General features: G+C 60.7%; 17 protein-coding genes and 1 tRNA gene. 8 read left to right on the forward strand and 10 right to left on the reverse strand.

From position 1 onward, the window contains the following. Nucleotides 1-20: 20 nt before the first annotated feature. The 5 genes from ISX84_RS12135 to ISX84_RS12155 all read right to left on the reverse strand — a co-directional run bounded on the left by ISX84_RS12135 (nt 21) and on the right by ISX84_RS12155 (nt 5,683). Nucleotides 21-707, reverse strand: coding sequence for an adenylate kinase (locus ISX84_RS12135; RefSeq protein WP_195820628.1), 687 nt, complete (start codon nt 705-707; stop codon nt 21-23). Continuing rightward, complete coding sequence (gene acs / locus ISX84_RS12140; RefSeq protein WP_195820629.1) at nt 707-2,677, reverse strand: acetate--CoA ligase; 1,971 nt, start codon at nt 2,675-2,677, stop codon at nt 707-709. The genes ISX84_RS12135 and acs overlap by 1 nt, the downstream gene beginning before the upstream one ends. Nucleotides 2,678-3,518: 841 nt before the next feature. After that, nucleotides 3,519-4,841, reverse strand: a complete 1,323-nt coding sequence (ugpB, locus tag ISX84_RS12145; protein ID WP_195820630.1) for a sn-glycerol-3-phosphate ABC transporter substrate-binding protein UgpB — start codon at nt 4,839-4,841, stop codon at nt 3,519-3,521. Between the two features lie 261 nt (nt 4,842-5,102). Further along, a complete protein-coding gene (locus tag ISX84_RS12150; RefSeq protein ID WP_229884277.1) occupies nt 5,103-5,447 on the reverse strand; it encodes a hypothetical protein in 345 nt (114 codons plus the stop codon). Continuing rightward, nucleotides 5,444-5,683 (reverse strand): Lrp/AsnC ligand binding domain-containing protein, encoded by a 240-nt coding sequence (locus ISX84_RS12155; protein ID WP_195820631.1) that lies wholly within the window; start codon nt 5,681-5,683, stop codon nt 5,444-5,446. The genes ISX84_RS12150 and ISX84_RS12155 overlap by 4 nt, the downstream gene beginning before the upstream one ends. Nucleotides 5,684-5,822: 139 nt before the next feature. Here ISX84_RS12155 and hisB point away from each other — a divergent pair, with 139 nt between their 5' ends. Together hisB and hisH are read left to right on the forward strand one after the other, a co-directional pair. Continuing rightward, a complete protein-coding gene (gene hisB, locus ISX84_RS12160; protein WP_195820632.1) occupies nt 5,823-6,410 on the forward strand; it encodes an imidazoleglycerol-phosphate dehydratase HisB in 588 nt (195 codons plus the stop codon). A 1-nt stretch (nt 6,411) separates the two neighbouring features. Next, nucleotides 6,412-7,050 carry an imidazole glycerol phosphate synthase subunit HisH gene (gene hisH / locus ISX84_RS12165; protein WP_195820633.1) on the forward strand — a complete coding sequence of 213 codons (639 nt, stop codon included), beginning with the start codon at nt 6,412-6,414 and terminating at the stop codon, nt 7,048-7,050. Between the two features lie 55 nt (nt 7,051-7,105). Here hisH and ISX84_RS12170 read toward each other — a convergent pair whose 3' ends face one another. Together ISX84_RS12170 and ISX84_RS12175 are read right to left on the reverse strand one after the other, a co-directional pair. After that, the gene (locus ISX84_RS12170) at nt 7,106-7,579 is read right to left on the reverse strand and encodes a hypothetical protein (protein WP_195820634.1); all 474 of its coding nucleotides are present in this window, start codon (nt 7,577-7,579) and stop codon (nt 7,106-7,108) included. Nucleotides 7,580-7,750: 171 nt separating this feature from the next. Next, entirely contained in the window at nt 7,751-8,137 is a 387-nt protein-coding gene (locus ISX84_RS12175) for a DUF2147 domain-containing protein (RefSeq protein WP_195820635.1), read from the reverse strand. A 137-nt stretch (nt 8,138-8,274) separates the two neighbouring features. Between ISX84_RS12175 and hisA the strand changes: the two genes are divergently transcribed. From hisA to ISX84_RS12195, 4 genes are read left to right on the forward strand one after another with little or no spacing between them, the layout of a single operon-like run. Next, nucleotides 8,275-8,997, forward strand: coding sequence for a 1-(5-phosphoribosyl)-5-[(5-phosphoribosylamino)methylideneamino]imidazole-4-carboxamide isomerase (gene hisA / locus ISX84_RS12180; protein ID WP_195820636.1), 723 nt, complete (start codon nt 8,275-8,277; stop codon nt 8,995-8,997). Between the two features lie 5 nt (nt 8,998-9,002). After that, the gene (locus tag ISX84_RS12185) at nt 9,003-9,491 is read left to right on the forward strand and encodes a DUF2867 domain-containing protein (protein ID WP_195820637.1); all 489 of its coding nucleotides are present in this window, start codon (nt 9,003-9,005) and stop codon (nt 9,489-9,491) included. 7 nt (nt 9,492-9,498) lie between these two features. Further along, nucleotides 9,499-10,260 (forward strand): imidazole glycerol phosphate synthase subunit HisF, encoded by a 762-nt coding sequence (hisF, locus tag ISX84_RS12190; RefSeq protein ID WP_195820638.1) that lies wholly within the window; start codon nt 9,499-9,501, stop codon nt 10,258-10,260. After that, complete coding sequence (locus tag ISX84_RS12195; protein WP_195820639.1) at nt 10,257-10,565, forward strand: phosphoribosyl-ATP diphosphatase; 309 nt, start codon at nt 10,257-10,259, stop codon at nt 10,563-10,565. The genes hisF and ISX84_RS12195 overlap by 4 nt, the downstream gene beginning before the upstream one ends. Here the strand turns inward: ISX84_RS12195 and ISX84_RS12200 are convergent. From ISX84_RS12200 to rlmB, 3 genes are all read right to left on the reverse strand, one after another. After that, complete coding sequence (locus tag ISX84_RS12200) at nt 10,562-11,029, reverse strand: CoA-binding protein (protein ID WP_195820640.1); 468 nt, start codon at nt 11,027-11,029, stop codon at nt 10,562-10,564. The genes ISX84_RS12195 and ISX84_RS12200 overlap by 4 nt on opposite strands. Nucleotides 11,030-11,248: 219 nt before the next feature. Next, nucleotides 11,249-11,563: a hypothetical protein gene (locus ISX84_RS12205; protein WP_195820641.1), complete on the reverse strand. Its 315-nt coding sequence runs from the start codon at nt 11,561-11,563 to the stop codon at nt 11,249-11,251. 23 nt (nt 11,564-11,586) lie between these two features. After that, complete coding sequence (gene rlmB / locus ISX84_RS12210; protein ID WP_195820642.1) at nt 11,587-12,363, reverse strand: 23S rRNA (guanosine(2251)-2'-O)-methyltransferase RlmB; 777 nt, start codon at nt 12,361-12,363, stop codon at nt 11,587-11,589. Between the two features lie 110 nt (nt 12,364-12,473). On the opposite strand from rlmB, the gene ISX84_RS12215 reads away from it, so the two are divergent. After that, nucleotides 12,474-12,557, forward strand: a tRNA-Tyr gene (locus ISX84_RS12215). Between the two features lie 184 nt (nt 12,558-12,741). Beyond that, nucleotides 12,742-12,957 (forward strand): hypothetical protein, encoded by a 216-nt coding sequence (locus ISX84_RS23230; RefSeq protein ID WP_229884279.1) that lies wholly within the window; start codon nt 12,742-12,744, stop codon nt 12,955-12,957. Nucleotides 12,958-12,978: the final 21 nt, after the last annotated feature.

Genomic DNA, 12,978 nt, shown 5'->3' on the forward strand with positions numbered 1-12,978 from the left:
TAGAGGCCTCCCTCAGTTGGCTAAGCCGTGGCCGCAGCGACGACGCTGTCGAGCGCTGTGGCGATCTCCTCAATTGCGCCCATAGCGGGGATGCGCGACAGCGCGCCTTGGCCGGCGTAGTAGTCGATGAGCGGTGCGGTCTGTGCATGATAGGCAGCTAGGCGCTGTGCTACCGTTTCGGCGTTGTCATCCGCGCGGCGCTTCATCTCGGTGCCGCCACACATGTCACAGACACCGGGTTTGATCGTGGGCTTGAAGGTATCGTGATACCCTTCGCCGCAGCTGCCACATGTGAAGCGGCCCGAGATGCGCAGGACCATTGCGTCATCATCCACCTCAAGGCTGATGGCCACGTTGATCCGCTGCCCGGTGGCCCGCAACAGCACGTCCAGCGCTTCGGCCTGCACTGTCGTGCGCGGAAAGCCGTCGAGGATGACGCCCTTTGCACAATCCGCATCACCCAGCCTGTCGCGCAGGATGGCAATGACAATCTCGTCGCTGACCAGATCGCCTGCTTCCATCACCGCCTTGGCGCGTTGGCCCGCTTCTGTGCCCGCAGCCACCGCTGCGCGCAGCAGGTCTCCCGTGGAGAGCTGCACAAACCCGTGGTTTTCTTCCAGCTTGCGCGCCTGCGTGCCCTTGCCCGCGCCGGGAGGCCCAAGCAGAATCAGGACGGGAGCTGTGACGGGGATTTTGGAGCCGTCCATCATGCGTCCCCCCGGTTCATGCGGTTTTCGATGAGATCATCGACCACGGAGGGGTCCGCCAGTGTCGAGGTGTCGCCAAGCGCCCCGAAATCATCCTCGGCAATCTTGCGCAGGATGCGCCGCATGATCTTGCCGGAGCGTGTCTTGGGCAGGCCCGGCGCCCATTGAATGAGATCCGGTTTGGCGATGGGGCCGATTTCCGTACGGACCCAGGTTTCCAGCTCCTTGCGCAACGCATCGGAGGGCTCTTCGCCGTTCATCAGGGTCACATAGGCATAGATGCCCTGACCCTTGACCTCATGCGGGTAGCCGACCACGGCGCTTTCAGCGACCTTTGCATGGGCCACAAGCGCGCTCTCGACCTCCGCCGTGCCCATCCGGTGACCAGAGACGTTGATCACGTCATCGACGCGCCCCGTGATCCAATAGTCACCGTCTTCATCGCGCCGACAGCCATCGCCGGAGAAGTAATAGCCTTTGTAATCAGAGAAGTAGGTCTTCTCGAACCGCGCATGATCGCCCCAGACGGTGCGCATCTGACCGGGCCAGCTGTCGGCCATGCAGAGCACGCCTTCGACGCCATTGCCCTCAATCACCTCGCCGGAGGTCGGCTCCAGCACCACAGGCTGCACACCAAAGAAGGGTTGCTGGGCAGCACCCGGTTTCAGCTCGGTGCAAGGCAGCGGGGTCAGCATGTGCCCGCCTGTCTCGGTCTGCCAGAAAGTGTCGACGATGGGGCATTTGCCCTTGCCGACAACCTCGTTGTACCAGTTCCACGCTTCGGGGTTGATCGGCTCACCTACCGAGCCCAGCAGACGCAGGCTCGACAGGTCATGCTTCTCAACCCACTCCTTGCCCGCACCCATTAGGGCGCGGATCGCGGTGGGGGCGGTGTAGAACTGGTTGACCTTGTGCTTGGCGCAGACCTCCCAGAAGCGGCCCGCATCAGGATAGGTGGGCACGCCTTCTAACATGATCGTCGTGGCGCCATTGGCCAGCGGGCCATAGACGATATAGCTGTGGCCGGTCACCCAGCCCACATCCGCCGTGCACCAGAAGACATCGCCGTCGTGGTAATCGAAGGTGATTTCATGTGTCATCGCGGCATAGACCAGATAGCCGCCCGAACTGTGCACCACACCCTTGGGCTGGCCCGTTGAGCCGGAGGTGTAGAGGATAAACAGCGGGTCTTCCGCGTTCATCTCAACCGGCGCGCAATCGGCCGAGGCCGCAGCCATCAATGCGGTGCAATCGTAGTCGCGATCTGTCCATGTGGTCTGTCCACCGGTGCGTTTGACCACGAGACACTTCACATCGTCGTTGCAGTGCAGCAGGGCCGTGTCTGTGTTCGACTTCAACGGTGTTTCGCGCCCGCCGCGGGGGGCGTAATCCGCGGTGATGACGACTTTCGCGTCACAGCCGTTGATCCGCGCGCCCAGCGCGTCCGGGGAGAAACCGGCAAAGACAATGGAATGGATGGCCCCGATCCGCGCGCAGGCGAGCATGGCATAGGCCGCCTCCGGGATCATGGGCAGGTAGATCACCACCCGGTCGCCTTTTGCGACGCCCAGCTCCCGCAGCACATTGGCCATTTTGCTGACAGAGCGGTGCAGGTCGTTGTAGGTGATGTGCTGAGCCGCTTCCTTCGCCGGATCATCCGGCTCCCAGATGATGGCGGTCTGGTCGCCGCGCGCCTCAAGGTGGCGGTCGATACAATTGGCCGAGACGTTCAGCGTGCCATCTTCGAACCAGCGAATGTCAATGTTGCCGGGCGCAAAGGACGTGTTCTTGACCTTGGTGAAGGGCTTGATCCAGTCGATCCGTTGACCTTCCTGCGCCCAAAAGGCGTCGGGGTCCTGCACGGATGCGTTGTATCTCCGCGTGTAGTCATCTGCGGTCACATGCGGGCGGTTTGGCGCCGCGCCGGTGGCCGCCACATCAGCTGGCGCCAGCAGTTCGTCCGTTGTCATTGGTATCCTCCTCGTGCTGCGCCGCGATAGATCCCAACCATCGGGGATATTGGCGCTTGCCGTCAGAGCATACTCAAACTTGTAAACAGGACACACTGATTGTTGGTTTTATTGGGATTTTTTGTAAAGTTTTTTTCGACAGGGTGGAGTATCTGTAAATTTTTTCTCAGGTAAAAGGATTTGTTAATGATTTCTTTGGTCTATCATTTCCAATTCAGCCAATCCATCTTTCGCAGATGTATGCAAATGTATACGATTTAGGAGCGGCTCTGACTTTTGGCCTGCGACATATTGTCAATCCAAGCAAAAATTCCCGTTTTTCGCGAATCGCTAGACGCCTTACGACATGGAAATCGGATAGCTCTGGGCGCTCCCGGTGTATGTGACTCACTCCGGATTGAGCTCGCCACGCATGCAAAGGTCGCACATCGATGCTCAGGTTCCATTCGCCAAGATCATTCAGCATGGCATCGGCTTCACGGATACCGACGCGATAGTCGCACCTTTCAAGATTGGCTAGCGGAGCTGCGCCTTTAGGAGCCTGGGAAGAAGTTCTTGCGCAAGAACCATCAAGCAGCGACCCCTAAGGTACGGGCTCTGTGTCTCCCCCCACACGCCTTCACTGGTCAATTGCAGGACCACCCTCCGATGGCAGAGAGCGGGACAGGTCTGCAACGCCTCTTGGTGAGGAAAAATCCGGATCACGTGTCTCTTGCGCCAATGACCGCCCTCTCTTCAATTGTCTTCGGAGCATTCACGCGACCAGGAGTTTCCCTTGGATACGTCGCGCCCTTGGCAATTGTGATCCTGTGGGACCATCACCGGGAGAAATACACATCAGCTACCGGGTGACCTGATGATAGCGGCGCAATACCGCCTCCCCACGGCTCTGGGCGCTGTCCAGCGCGGCCTGCGCGTCATTCTCACCGGACCAGACGGCCTCAAGCTCCTCGTTTATGATGCCGCGAAGCTGGTCGAGAGCGTGCAGCCGTAAACCCCTGGAATTGTCGGTCACGGCATCGGCAGAGACCTGCGCCACCGCAACCTCGCTGCCAGGGTTCGTGAGGTAAAACCCCCGCGCCCGTGCAAGCGCCACCGCACTACGCGCAATCGGCAGGAAACCGGTGTTTTGATGCCAATTCGCCTGAACCTCCGCTGCACTCATATAGCCCAGGAAGGCGGCGGCAGCCTGATACTCCACCTCCGTCTGCCCCGCCATCACCCAGATAGACGCGCCACCGACAATCGAATTGCGGGGTGTCTCCGTCAGCGCCGCCCAATAGGGCAAGGGGCGCACATCCAGGTCGAAATCCGCATGCACGCGGATCGACATATAGGCGGCCGAGCTTTCGGTCAAAAGCGCGCATTCTCCGGCCCGAAACCTGGCACCGGCGGCGTTGCGCCGCCCTGAGTAGATGAATTTGCCTTCCTGCGCCCAAGCGCCCAACGCGTCGATATGCGCAACCTGCGCGGCGCCGTTCAGCACAAGAGCGGCCTCGGCATCACCAAATCCGTTCGCGGATGTAGCAAAGGGCACGTCGTGATAAGCGGAGAAATTCTCCAGATGGATCCAACTGGGCCAGGTCGTGGTCAATGGGCAGTCATTCCCTGCGGCCCTTAGGAGACCCAGCACCTCGTCTACCTGCTCCCATGTGCTGAGATCGACCTCAGGATCAATGCCCGCGGCAGTCAGCGCGTCGCGGTTGACCCACAAAACGGGTGTCGACGTGTTGAACGGCAAAGAGAGTATCCGGCCATCACCCTGGGAGAATGAGCCTCTGATCCCCGGGAGAAACGCGTCGCCGGTAAAGTCAGGATCCTGCAGGGCCATGACCTCGTGTAGAGGTTTGAACGCGCGTGGTGTCGACACCATCCCGGCGGTTGCAACATCGTGGACCATCAAGAGACTGGGGTGGTCCTCCGTGCCAAAGGCCTCAATCCCGGCACGAAACGTCTCCGCATAGTCTCCCTTGCGGGTGGCGACGACAACCACATCGTCTTGTGACGCATTGAACGCGTCGACCTGTGTCGACAAAAGCTCCGCCAGCCCGCCCGAAAACGCGTGCCAAAAAGTGATCTCCGTCTGCGCGGCGACCGGAGAGATCGTCGACCAGAAAAAGGCTGCGGCCAGAATCACGCCATTGGACTTCACCGGAAACTCCATGTCAGGTCACCATCGCCGCCACACGCGCGGCGGATATCCCAGTGATCGTATAACGGGAAGTTTGAGACAAGGTTTATGAAAGTGCATTTGCCACATCGGTGCGCTCCCACTCTTCCGACGTCACCCCATAAAATGCAGGGTGATCCCGTGCGATCACAGGCCGCGTAGAACCCGCAGACCCGGTGATCGGTTCGATTGCCGCACTCCCCGACTGATCGAAGATGCGATGTTACTGTGGCACAACAACGTCTCGCGACGCTTTCAGTTGATGGGAAACTGCACCAGACACTGATTGGCGTAGCGCCGGAAATCATCAAGTGTTTCGATGACATCACGCCGGTCACGCACGATGCGAAGCGCCGCCTTTTTCTGTCGCCATGTACCGCTGACATGGTCAACGAGGATGCGGACGGTGATGTCCAGCATCACGTCTTTCTCCAACTGACCGATCCCGCCCGACGATTCCAGCGCCACCGCTGTGAAGGCAAGCGTATTGGCACAGCGCAAGGCGGCGGCCTCTTCGCCGGCATAGGTTTTCTGCCCTGCCGCCAGGGGTCCGGCACAGATCACCAGCGCCAGCGCGCCAAGGCCACGCCGCAGCCTCAAAATACCTTGAACGTCATCGTCGTCAACGACCGCTCAATCCCTTTGATGTCCAGCAGATGATCATTGATGTATTTGCCCACATCTTCGTCCTTGGGGATGTAGAGTTTCATCAGCAGGTCGAAATCGCCGCTGGTCGAATACAGCTCAGAATGGATTTCGCGCAGGGCGATCTCCTCCGCCACCCGGTAGGTCGTGCCCGGTGTGCAGCGGATCTGGATAAAGACGCATGTGGCCATGAATGCTCCTGATTGGGCGGTTCGCCTCGGCCCCAAGCTGACATATACGGCACGGGCGCTGCAATCCCGAATGTCACATCTTGGCGCGGACCCGCAGGCTGCTATAAGGGCGCGCACTCACTTCGGCCCGGAGGCCCCTATGCGCAGCCACACCCTCACCCGTTCCACCGCGGAGACGGAGATCACCGTGACCCTCGATCTGGATGGCACAGGCTCTTACGACAATCAGACCGGTGTTGGATTTTTCGATCATATGCTGGACCAGCTGGCGCGCCACTCGCTGATTGACATGACCGTGCGGGCACAGGGCGATCTGCACATCGACGACCACCACACGGTGGAGGACACCGGCATCGCCATCGGTCAGGCGCTGGCCACCGCGCTTGGCGACAAACGGGGCATTCGCCGGTATGGCGCTTGCCTTCTGCCGATGGATGACGCGCTGGTGCGCGCGGCGCTGGATCTGTCGGGGCGGCCTTTTCTGATCTGGAACGTGGATCTGCCCACCGCCAAGATCGGCACCTTTGACACTGAATTGGTGCGCGAATTCTTTCAGGCGCTCAGCACTCATGGGGGCATCACGCTGCACGTGGATATGCTGCACGGGCTCAACAGCCACCACATCGCCGAGGCCGCGTTCAAATCCGTCGCCCGCGCGCTGCGCGACGCGGTGGAGGTTGATCCGCGTAAAGCGGATGCGATCCCTTCCACCAAAGGTGCGCTCTGACGTGTTGACGGCGATTATTGACTATGAAAGCGGCAACCTGCATTCGGCGCAAAAGGCGTTCGAGCGCATGGCACGCGAAACCGATGGCGGCGAGATTGTCGTGACCGGCGATGCCGATGTTGTGGCCCGCGCCGACCGGATCGTGCTGCCCGGGGATGGTGCTTTTCCGGCCTGCATGGCAGAGTTGAAAGGTCATTCCGGCCTCTATTCGGCGATGGTCGAAGCGGTGGAGACCAAGGGGCGCCCTTTCATGGGGATCTGCGTTGGCATGCAGCTGATGGCCAGCTGGGGGCGCGAATACACCGATACCGAAGGGTTGGACTGGATCGCGGGCGAGGTGCGCAAGATCGAACCGTCAGACCCCGCGCTCAAGGTGCCGCATATGGGCTGGAACGATCTGGTGCTGGACGGCGCGCATCCGGTCTTTGACGGCATCAAGAGCGGGGATCACGCGTATTTCGTGCACAGCTATCACATGGATGTCACGCGACCGGACGAGCGCTTGGCCCATGTGGAGTATGGTGGCGACGTCACGGCGGTGATCGGCACTGGCACGATGATCGGCCTGCAGTTCCATCCGGAGAAAAGCCAGGCTGCGGGTTTGCGCATGATCGGGAACTTCCTCACCTGGCGCCCCTAAGCGGACCGACCGAGTGTTGCATGGGATGGGCATCCGCGCGCTGCCCGCGCGGGTGTCACTCCTGATACTGGCTCGCGACCACGATTGGCGGCGAGCCGAAAGAGACCGTGTTGCCCTCATTGTCCAGCACCGACCAGCGTGCCGCAAAAAGGTAATAGCTGCGGGTTTCCCACCCGGCCTGGTCACGCTTGAAGCGCGGCCGCCACGCGCCTTCGATCAGAACCGGCAGTCGAATGTGGTCGGTATCCGGCTCTCGCGCGCCGCTTGCCGCCGCCTTTTTGACGGCCTGGGTCATCATGGCGCGCAATCGCGCCTCCAACGGGCCGACCTCCTTCACCCGCCTGCCCGCAAAAGCCACTTCAATCTCGATCGTGCGGTTTACGAACCCGCGCACCACAAGATCGTTGCGCCCATTGCGCATCATCTGCGGCACCAGCTCGACCGAGAGCTGCCCGACCTTGTTCTTGAAGAGGCCCGAATCCTCATATTCAGGCGTCACTTCGGATGCTGGTTTGCGACGTTGCGGCATGGATCGGCCTGGTACGAGTTCCCACGAAAAACACCCTGCCCCCGATGGCAAGGGGGCAGAGAAGTCTCATCGTTTTAAGCCATCACCCGTTAATGAAGCGTTGAACCACGCGGGTTTGTCACGGCAAGCCGAGGTCGCTTGTGCGCCCCCGCCCAGGCCTGACGCGCGGGCCTATTTTACCCGCGACCACGTCTGCTTGGAGCAGATCAACCCACCGGCCACACAGCCCGACAGAAGCATGCTGTCGCCCTGCAGCGCGATTTTTCCGATGTAGACCTTGTCGTTGGACGGGCGCCAGACCTTGCCCTTGTATTTACCGCCGCCGTCCGCCGCCATGTCGATCACCAGCGTCTTGCCGATATTGTTGGAGGCATATTCGCCGGTCGCATTGAACGTCCGCTGGATCGTGCCGCAGTAATTCGGCCCACAGGGCGCCATTTCGACCAGCGCATAGGCACCGTCGTCCGGCTCGGTCTGCCAGATGCCTTCGATGGGGTCGGCCAGCGCCACACCGCCAAAGGCCGCGCAGGCAAGTGCTGCTGTCATCAGTTTCTTCATGTTGTCCTCCCTTTTGCGCAGCAGTCTCTGCGTTTGGGGACGCTCTGTGCAAGCATGACCCTGCGTCGCGTTGCAAACCCCGGCCAAAGCGTGCAAGAGACGGTCTGCAACATACCCCGATATCAAGGACCCTTGCCATGATCCTTTACCCCGCGATTGACCTCAAGGACGGTCAGGCCGTGCGCCTTCTCCACGGGGACATGGATAAATCCACCGTCTTCAACGATGACCCGACGGCCCAGGCACTGGACTTCGTCGCCGCAGGCTGCGAGTGGCTGCATCTGGTTGATCTCAATGGCGCTTTTGCAGGAGCGCCTGTGAATGCCGCCCCGGTCGAGGCGATCCTCAAGAGCTGCACCATTCCCGTGCAACTGGGCGGCGGCATCCGCGACATGGCCACCATCGAATCCTGGCTTGAAAAAGGCCTCACCCGTGTGATCCTCGGCACTGTTGCCGTCGAAAACCCCGATCTGGTGCGCGAAGCGGCACGTACCTTCCCCGGCCATGTGGCGGTGGGTATCGATGCGCGCAACGGGTTTGTCGCCACCAAGGGTTGGGCCGAGGAAACGGACGTCCGGGTGACCGAGCTTGCGAAATCCTTTGAGGACGCCGGGGTCGCGGCCATCATCTACACCGACATTCTGCGCGACGGCGCGATGAAAGGCCCCAATATCGAAGCTACCGCGGCGCTCGCCCGGGCGGTGTCGATCCCGGTGGTCGCTTCGGGCGGTGTCTCATCGCTGGAGGACCTGATCGCCCTGCGCGATTGTGGCGCAGATCTTCAAGGCGCAATTTCCGGCCGCGCCCTCTATGATGGGGCCATCGACCTGAAAGAAGCACTTGCAGCACTGAAGGCCTGACAAGCATGATTCCAGTCGTCACCAAAACCGACTTGCCTGTGCAAAGCCGCCTGCACGCACGGATGGCACCGGGTGACTTTCTGGATTGCTACCGGGTCGCCAGCACTCTGCCCGCGCCCTCGGCGGCCCGTATCATCGTGGATTTTCCGGGATGGGCAAAGGGTCTTGTCGCCCTGCGCAACCTGCTCACCGCGCCCTTTGGTTTAATGAAGGACGGTCCGGAGGCAGCGGAAAAAATTGGATTTTTCCCCGTTGAGCACAGTGCCGATGACGAAGTCATCGCTGGCTTTGACGACAGGCACCTCAATTTCCGCGTCAGCGTCATGAGCGATGCCGGCCTCGTTTTTCTGGCCACCTGGGTGCATCCGCATAATCTGGGGGGGCGCCTCTACCTGCGGTCCATCCTGCCGTTTCACATCCTGATCGCCCGCAATGCGCTGGCCCGGGTTGCCCGCGCTGAACGCGATGGCCGGTCCACCCTCCTGCCGGAATGAGTGCCACATGCTGAAAACCCGTATCATCCCCTGCCTGGATGTCGCCGAAGGGCGTGTCGTGAAAGGCGTGAATTTTGTCGATCTGCGCGATGCGGGCGACCCGGTGGATGCGGCCATTGCCTATGACGCGGCGGGGGCGGACGAGCTTTGTTTCCTCGACATCACTGCCACCCACGAAAATCGCGGCACGATGTTCGACGTGGTCAGCCGGACGGCCGAGCACTGCTATATCCCGCTGACGGTGGGCGGCGGTGTGCGTACCTCGGCCGATGTGCGCGCCTTGCTGCTGGCGGGCGCCGACAAGGTATCGTTCAATTCCGCCGCCGTGGCCAACCCCGATGTGGTAGCGGATGCAGCGAACCAGTTCGGCAGCCAATGCATCGTGGTGGCCATCGACGCCAAAACCGTCAGCCCCGGCAAATGGGAGATTTTCACCCACGGTGGCCGCAAGCCAACCGGCATCGACGCCGTCGCATTCGCCCGGACCGTGGCGGCAAAGGGCGCGGGGGAAATCCTGCTGACCTCGATGGACCGGGACGGCACGCGCGCCGGGTTCAACCTGCCGCTGACCCGCGCCATTTCCAATGCAGTAGCGGTGCCGGTGATCGCCTCGGGCGGTGTGGGCACGTTGGATCACCTGGTGGACGGGGTCACCGAAGGCGGGGCCTCTGCGGTGCTGGCCGCGTCGATCTTTCACTTTGGCGACTATACCATCGCCGAGGCCAAGGCGCATATGGCCGCTGCGGGCATTCCCATGAGGCTGACATGACCCTAGACGACCTGTTCCAAACCATCGAAGCCCGCAAATCGGCGGACCCGGACAGCAGCTGGACGGCACAACTCCTTGCGAAGGGCCCGGAGAAATGCGCCGAGAAATTCGGCGAAGAGGCGATAGAGGCGATCATCGAGGCGGTGAAGGGCGACAAGGAGCGTCTGACCTCAGAGGCGGCAGACGTGCTCTACCACCTGCTTGTGATGCTGGCCGCCTCGGACGTGACGCTGGATGAGGTACTGCGCGAGCTTGACCGCCGTCAGGGCCAATCCGGTCTGGCGGAGAAAGCGGCACGCTCCTAGAGCCGTGATGAGACGATCCCGGTGGCAAACCCACCCATGCGCAACTCTCCGAACAGGCGCTGATATTCGATCTTGGGGCAGCGGTTCTGGATCACCGTGACGCCGCGCGCTTCTGCCCGTGCAGCGGCATCGGCGTGTTCCACCCCAATTTGCATCCAGATCGTCTGAAGCTTTGGAAAGTGCGCCAGAGCTTCATCGACAATTGGCGGCACGGCGTCCGACCGGCGAAAGATATCGACCATATCCACATCACCCTCGATGTCGGACAGCGCGCCCTGCACCCTTTGCCCCAAGAGCACCTCACCCGCGTGACGCGGATTGACGGGCACCACCTGAAACCCCTTCAGGGACAGATACCGCGCCACGTAATAGCTGGGCCGCACCGGGTTCATCGACACGCCCACTACCGCAATACGGCGCGTGCGGGTCAGAATTTCCTTAAGCTGGGCGTCCGAATAGGTCATGCCTCTTCCTACCTGTCCCGACGCCGGAAAAAAAGAGCGCCCGATGCTATAAAGCAAGGGGCGCGCAGAGGTACGGAACGAGGGACAGTCATGAAATCAAAAAGCGTTCCGAGCTCTTTGACATGACACTTAGATATGCGTGCAAACCCGCATATCCAGACTGTCTCGCAAATCTGTGAACGAAACGTTAAATTTTCAGGCTGAAACCTGCCAAGATGCTCAATCGAAGATATCTTCGATCACATCAAAGGCCTCTTCCATCAGATGCTGCATGAAACCCTTGCGCCGCTTGTAACTCTTGCGTCGTGGTTTTTGCTTTTTCATTTTCGGGGTTTTGGCCGGTTTCGACGATTTACGCACGGCGGAGGGGCGCACAAGCTCGGTTTTCCCGGGATGCTCCTGCGGCAGGCGTTTCAACTCGTGCAGCGGTGCGCCACAGCTGGAGCACACCAGTTCGTGCCGGTCCCGCCCCAGCACGAGTGCCGCTCGCGCCCCGCAGTAGCAACATGTCGCAATCTTTGTGGAATACCCCATTCAGCGCATCCTAACCTGGCGCGTCATCCAGACGCTCTGCTTGCATATAAGGCGAGCGCCGCCGCGTTCGAGACGTTGAGCGAGCCGAATTGACCGGCTGCGTCGATCCGCACCAGCGCGTCCACCGTTTCCTTGGTTTTCTCGCGCAGCCCCGGCCCTTCGGCGCCCAGCACCAGCGCCACGGGCCGGTCGCGCTTGCCCTCGACCGCCGCCTCGATGGTTTGGGTCGCCTCACCATCCAGCCCCAGCACCAGATAGCCCATGTCCTGCAGGGCCTTGATCGCATCGGCCAGATTGCGGACGCGGATATAAGGCTGGCGCTCAAGCGCACCGCTGGCGGTCTTGGCCAAGGCCCCGGTTTCAGGGGCGGAATGGTGCCGCGTGCCTACCACGGCGGATGCCCCCAGAACCTCGGCCGACCGCAGGATCGCGCCCACGTTATGCGGATCCGTGACCCGATCGAGCATCACCACGCGCGGCGATGCCGGGCCTATGCAGACATCCTCCAGACGCCCCCAGTCCAGCGGTTTGACCTCCAGCGCGGCCCCCTGATGCACCGATCCAGGATCGAGCGGGGCTGCAAATTTGCGCGAATCGACCACTTCCGGCGTTACGCCGGCGCTCTTGATGGCCTCCGCGAGCTTGTTCTGCGCATTCAGCGTCACCACCAGCCGCAGTTTTTCCCGCGCGGGATTCATCAACGCATCACGCACGGCATGCAGGCCAAAAAGCCAGACTGTCTCGCGCCCCTGTGCCTTTTTGTCCTGCTCTTTCTGCACAACCCACTTGGGTTTTTTCATCGGATCGATCCTGTTCATTCCAGCGCCAAAAAGGTTCTGATTTCGCCTTGACGCCTCTGGGCACCGCTTGTAATCACGCCTTCACCGCAGGTGCAATGCATCAGCGGCGTGGGCGACAGGCCGCAAGGTGTGGCAGGGGACTGTAACTCCCTCGCGGAGACGCACGCCTGGTTCGATTCCAGGGTCGCCCACCACCTCCAAATTCTTGGTAGAAAAATCGCCTAACACCTTGAAAGGTAAGGCCGTTTTTGCGGTTCGAAGACCCTCATTTCTGCAATAGACCAAAGGTTCCGAAAAGACCAGATTCAGGACGTTTCGCTTGAGATCAAAGCTACCTTTTTCCCATACTTTATAGGGGTTTGAGAGGAATCGCATGGCGTGTTCGAACGTCTTGCTGAAGGTATCCTGTTTGACAGCAAGGTTATTGATGCGCTCCATAAGTACCTTCTTGTCTTGCTGCATTTTCGCAATGCGCTGTTCATAAGCTTCGATCACACTGTCACCAGTCGCATTCACCAAGCGATCAATCAACTTGTCGATCTGTTTTTGGAGTTGACTTGCTTCTCTGAGAAGGCTCTGAGTGGTTGCCTCTGACTGGGCGGCGCGATTGTTCCA

The sequence above is a fragment of the Roseobacter sp. MH60115 genome (assembly GCF_015644665.1).
GTDB lineage: Bacteria > Pseudomonadota > Alphaproteobacteria > Rhodobacterales > Rhodobacteraceae > Roseobacter.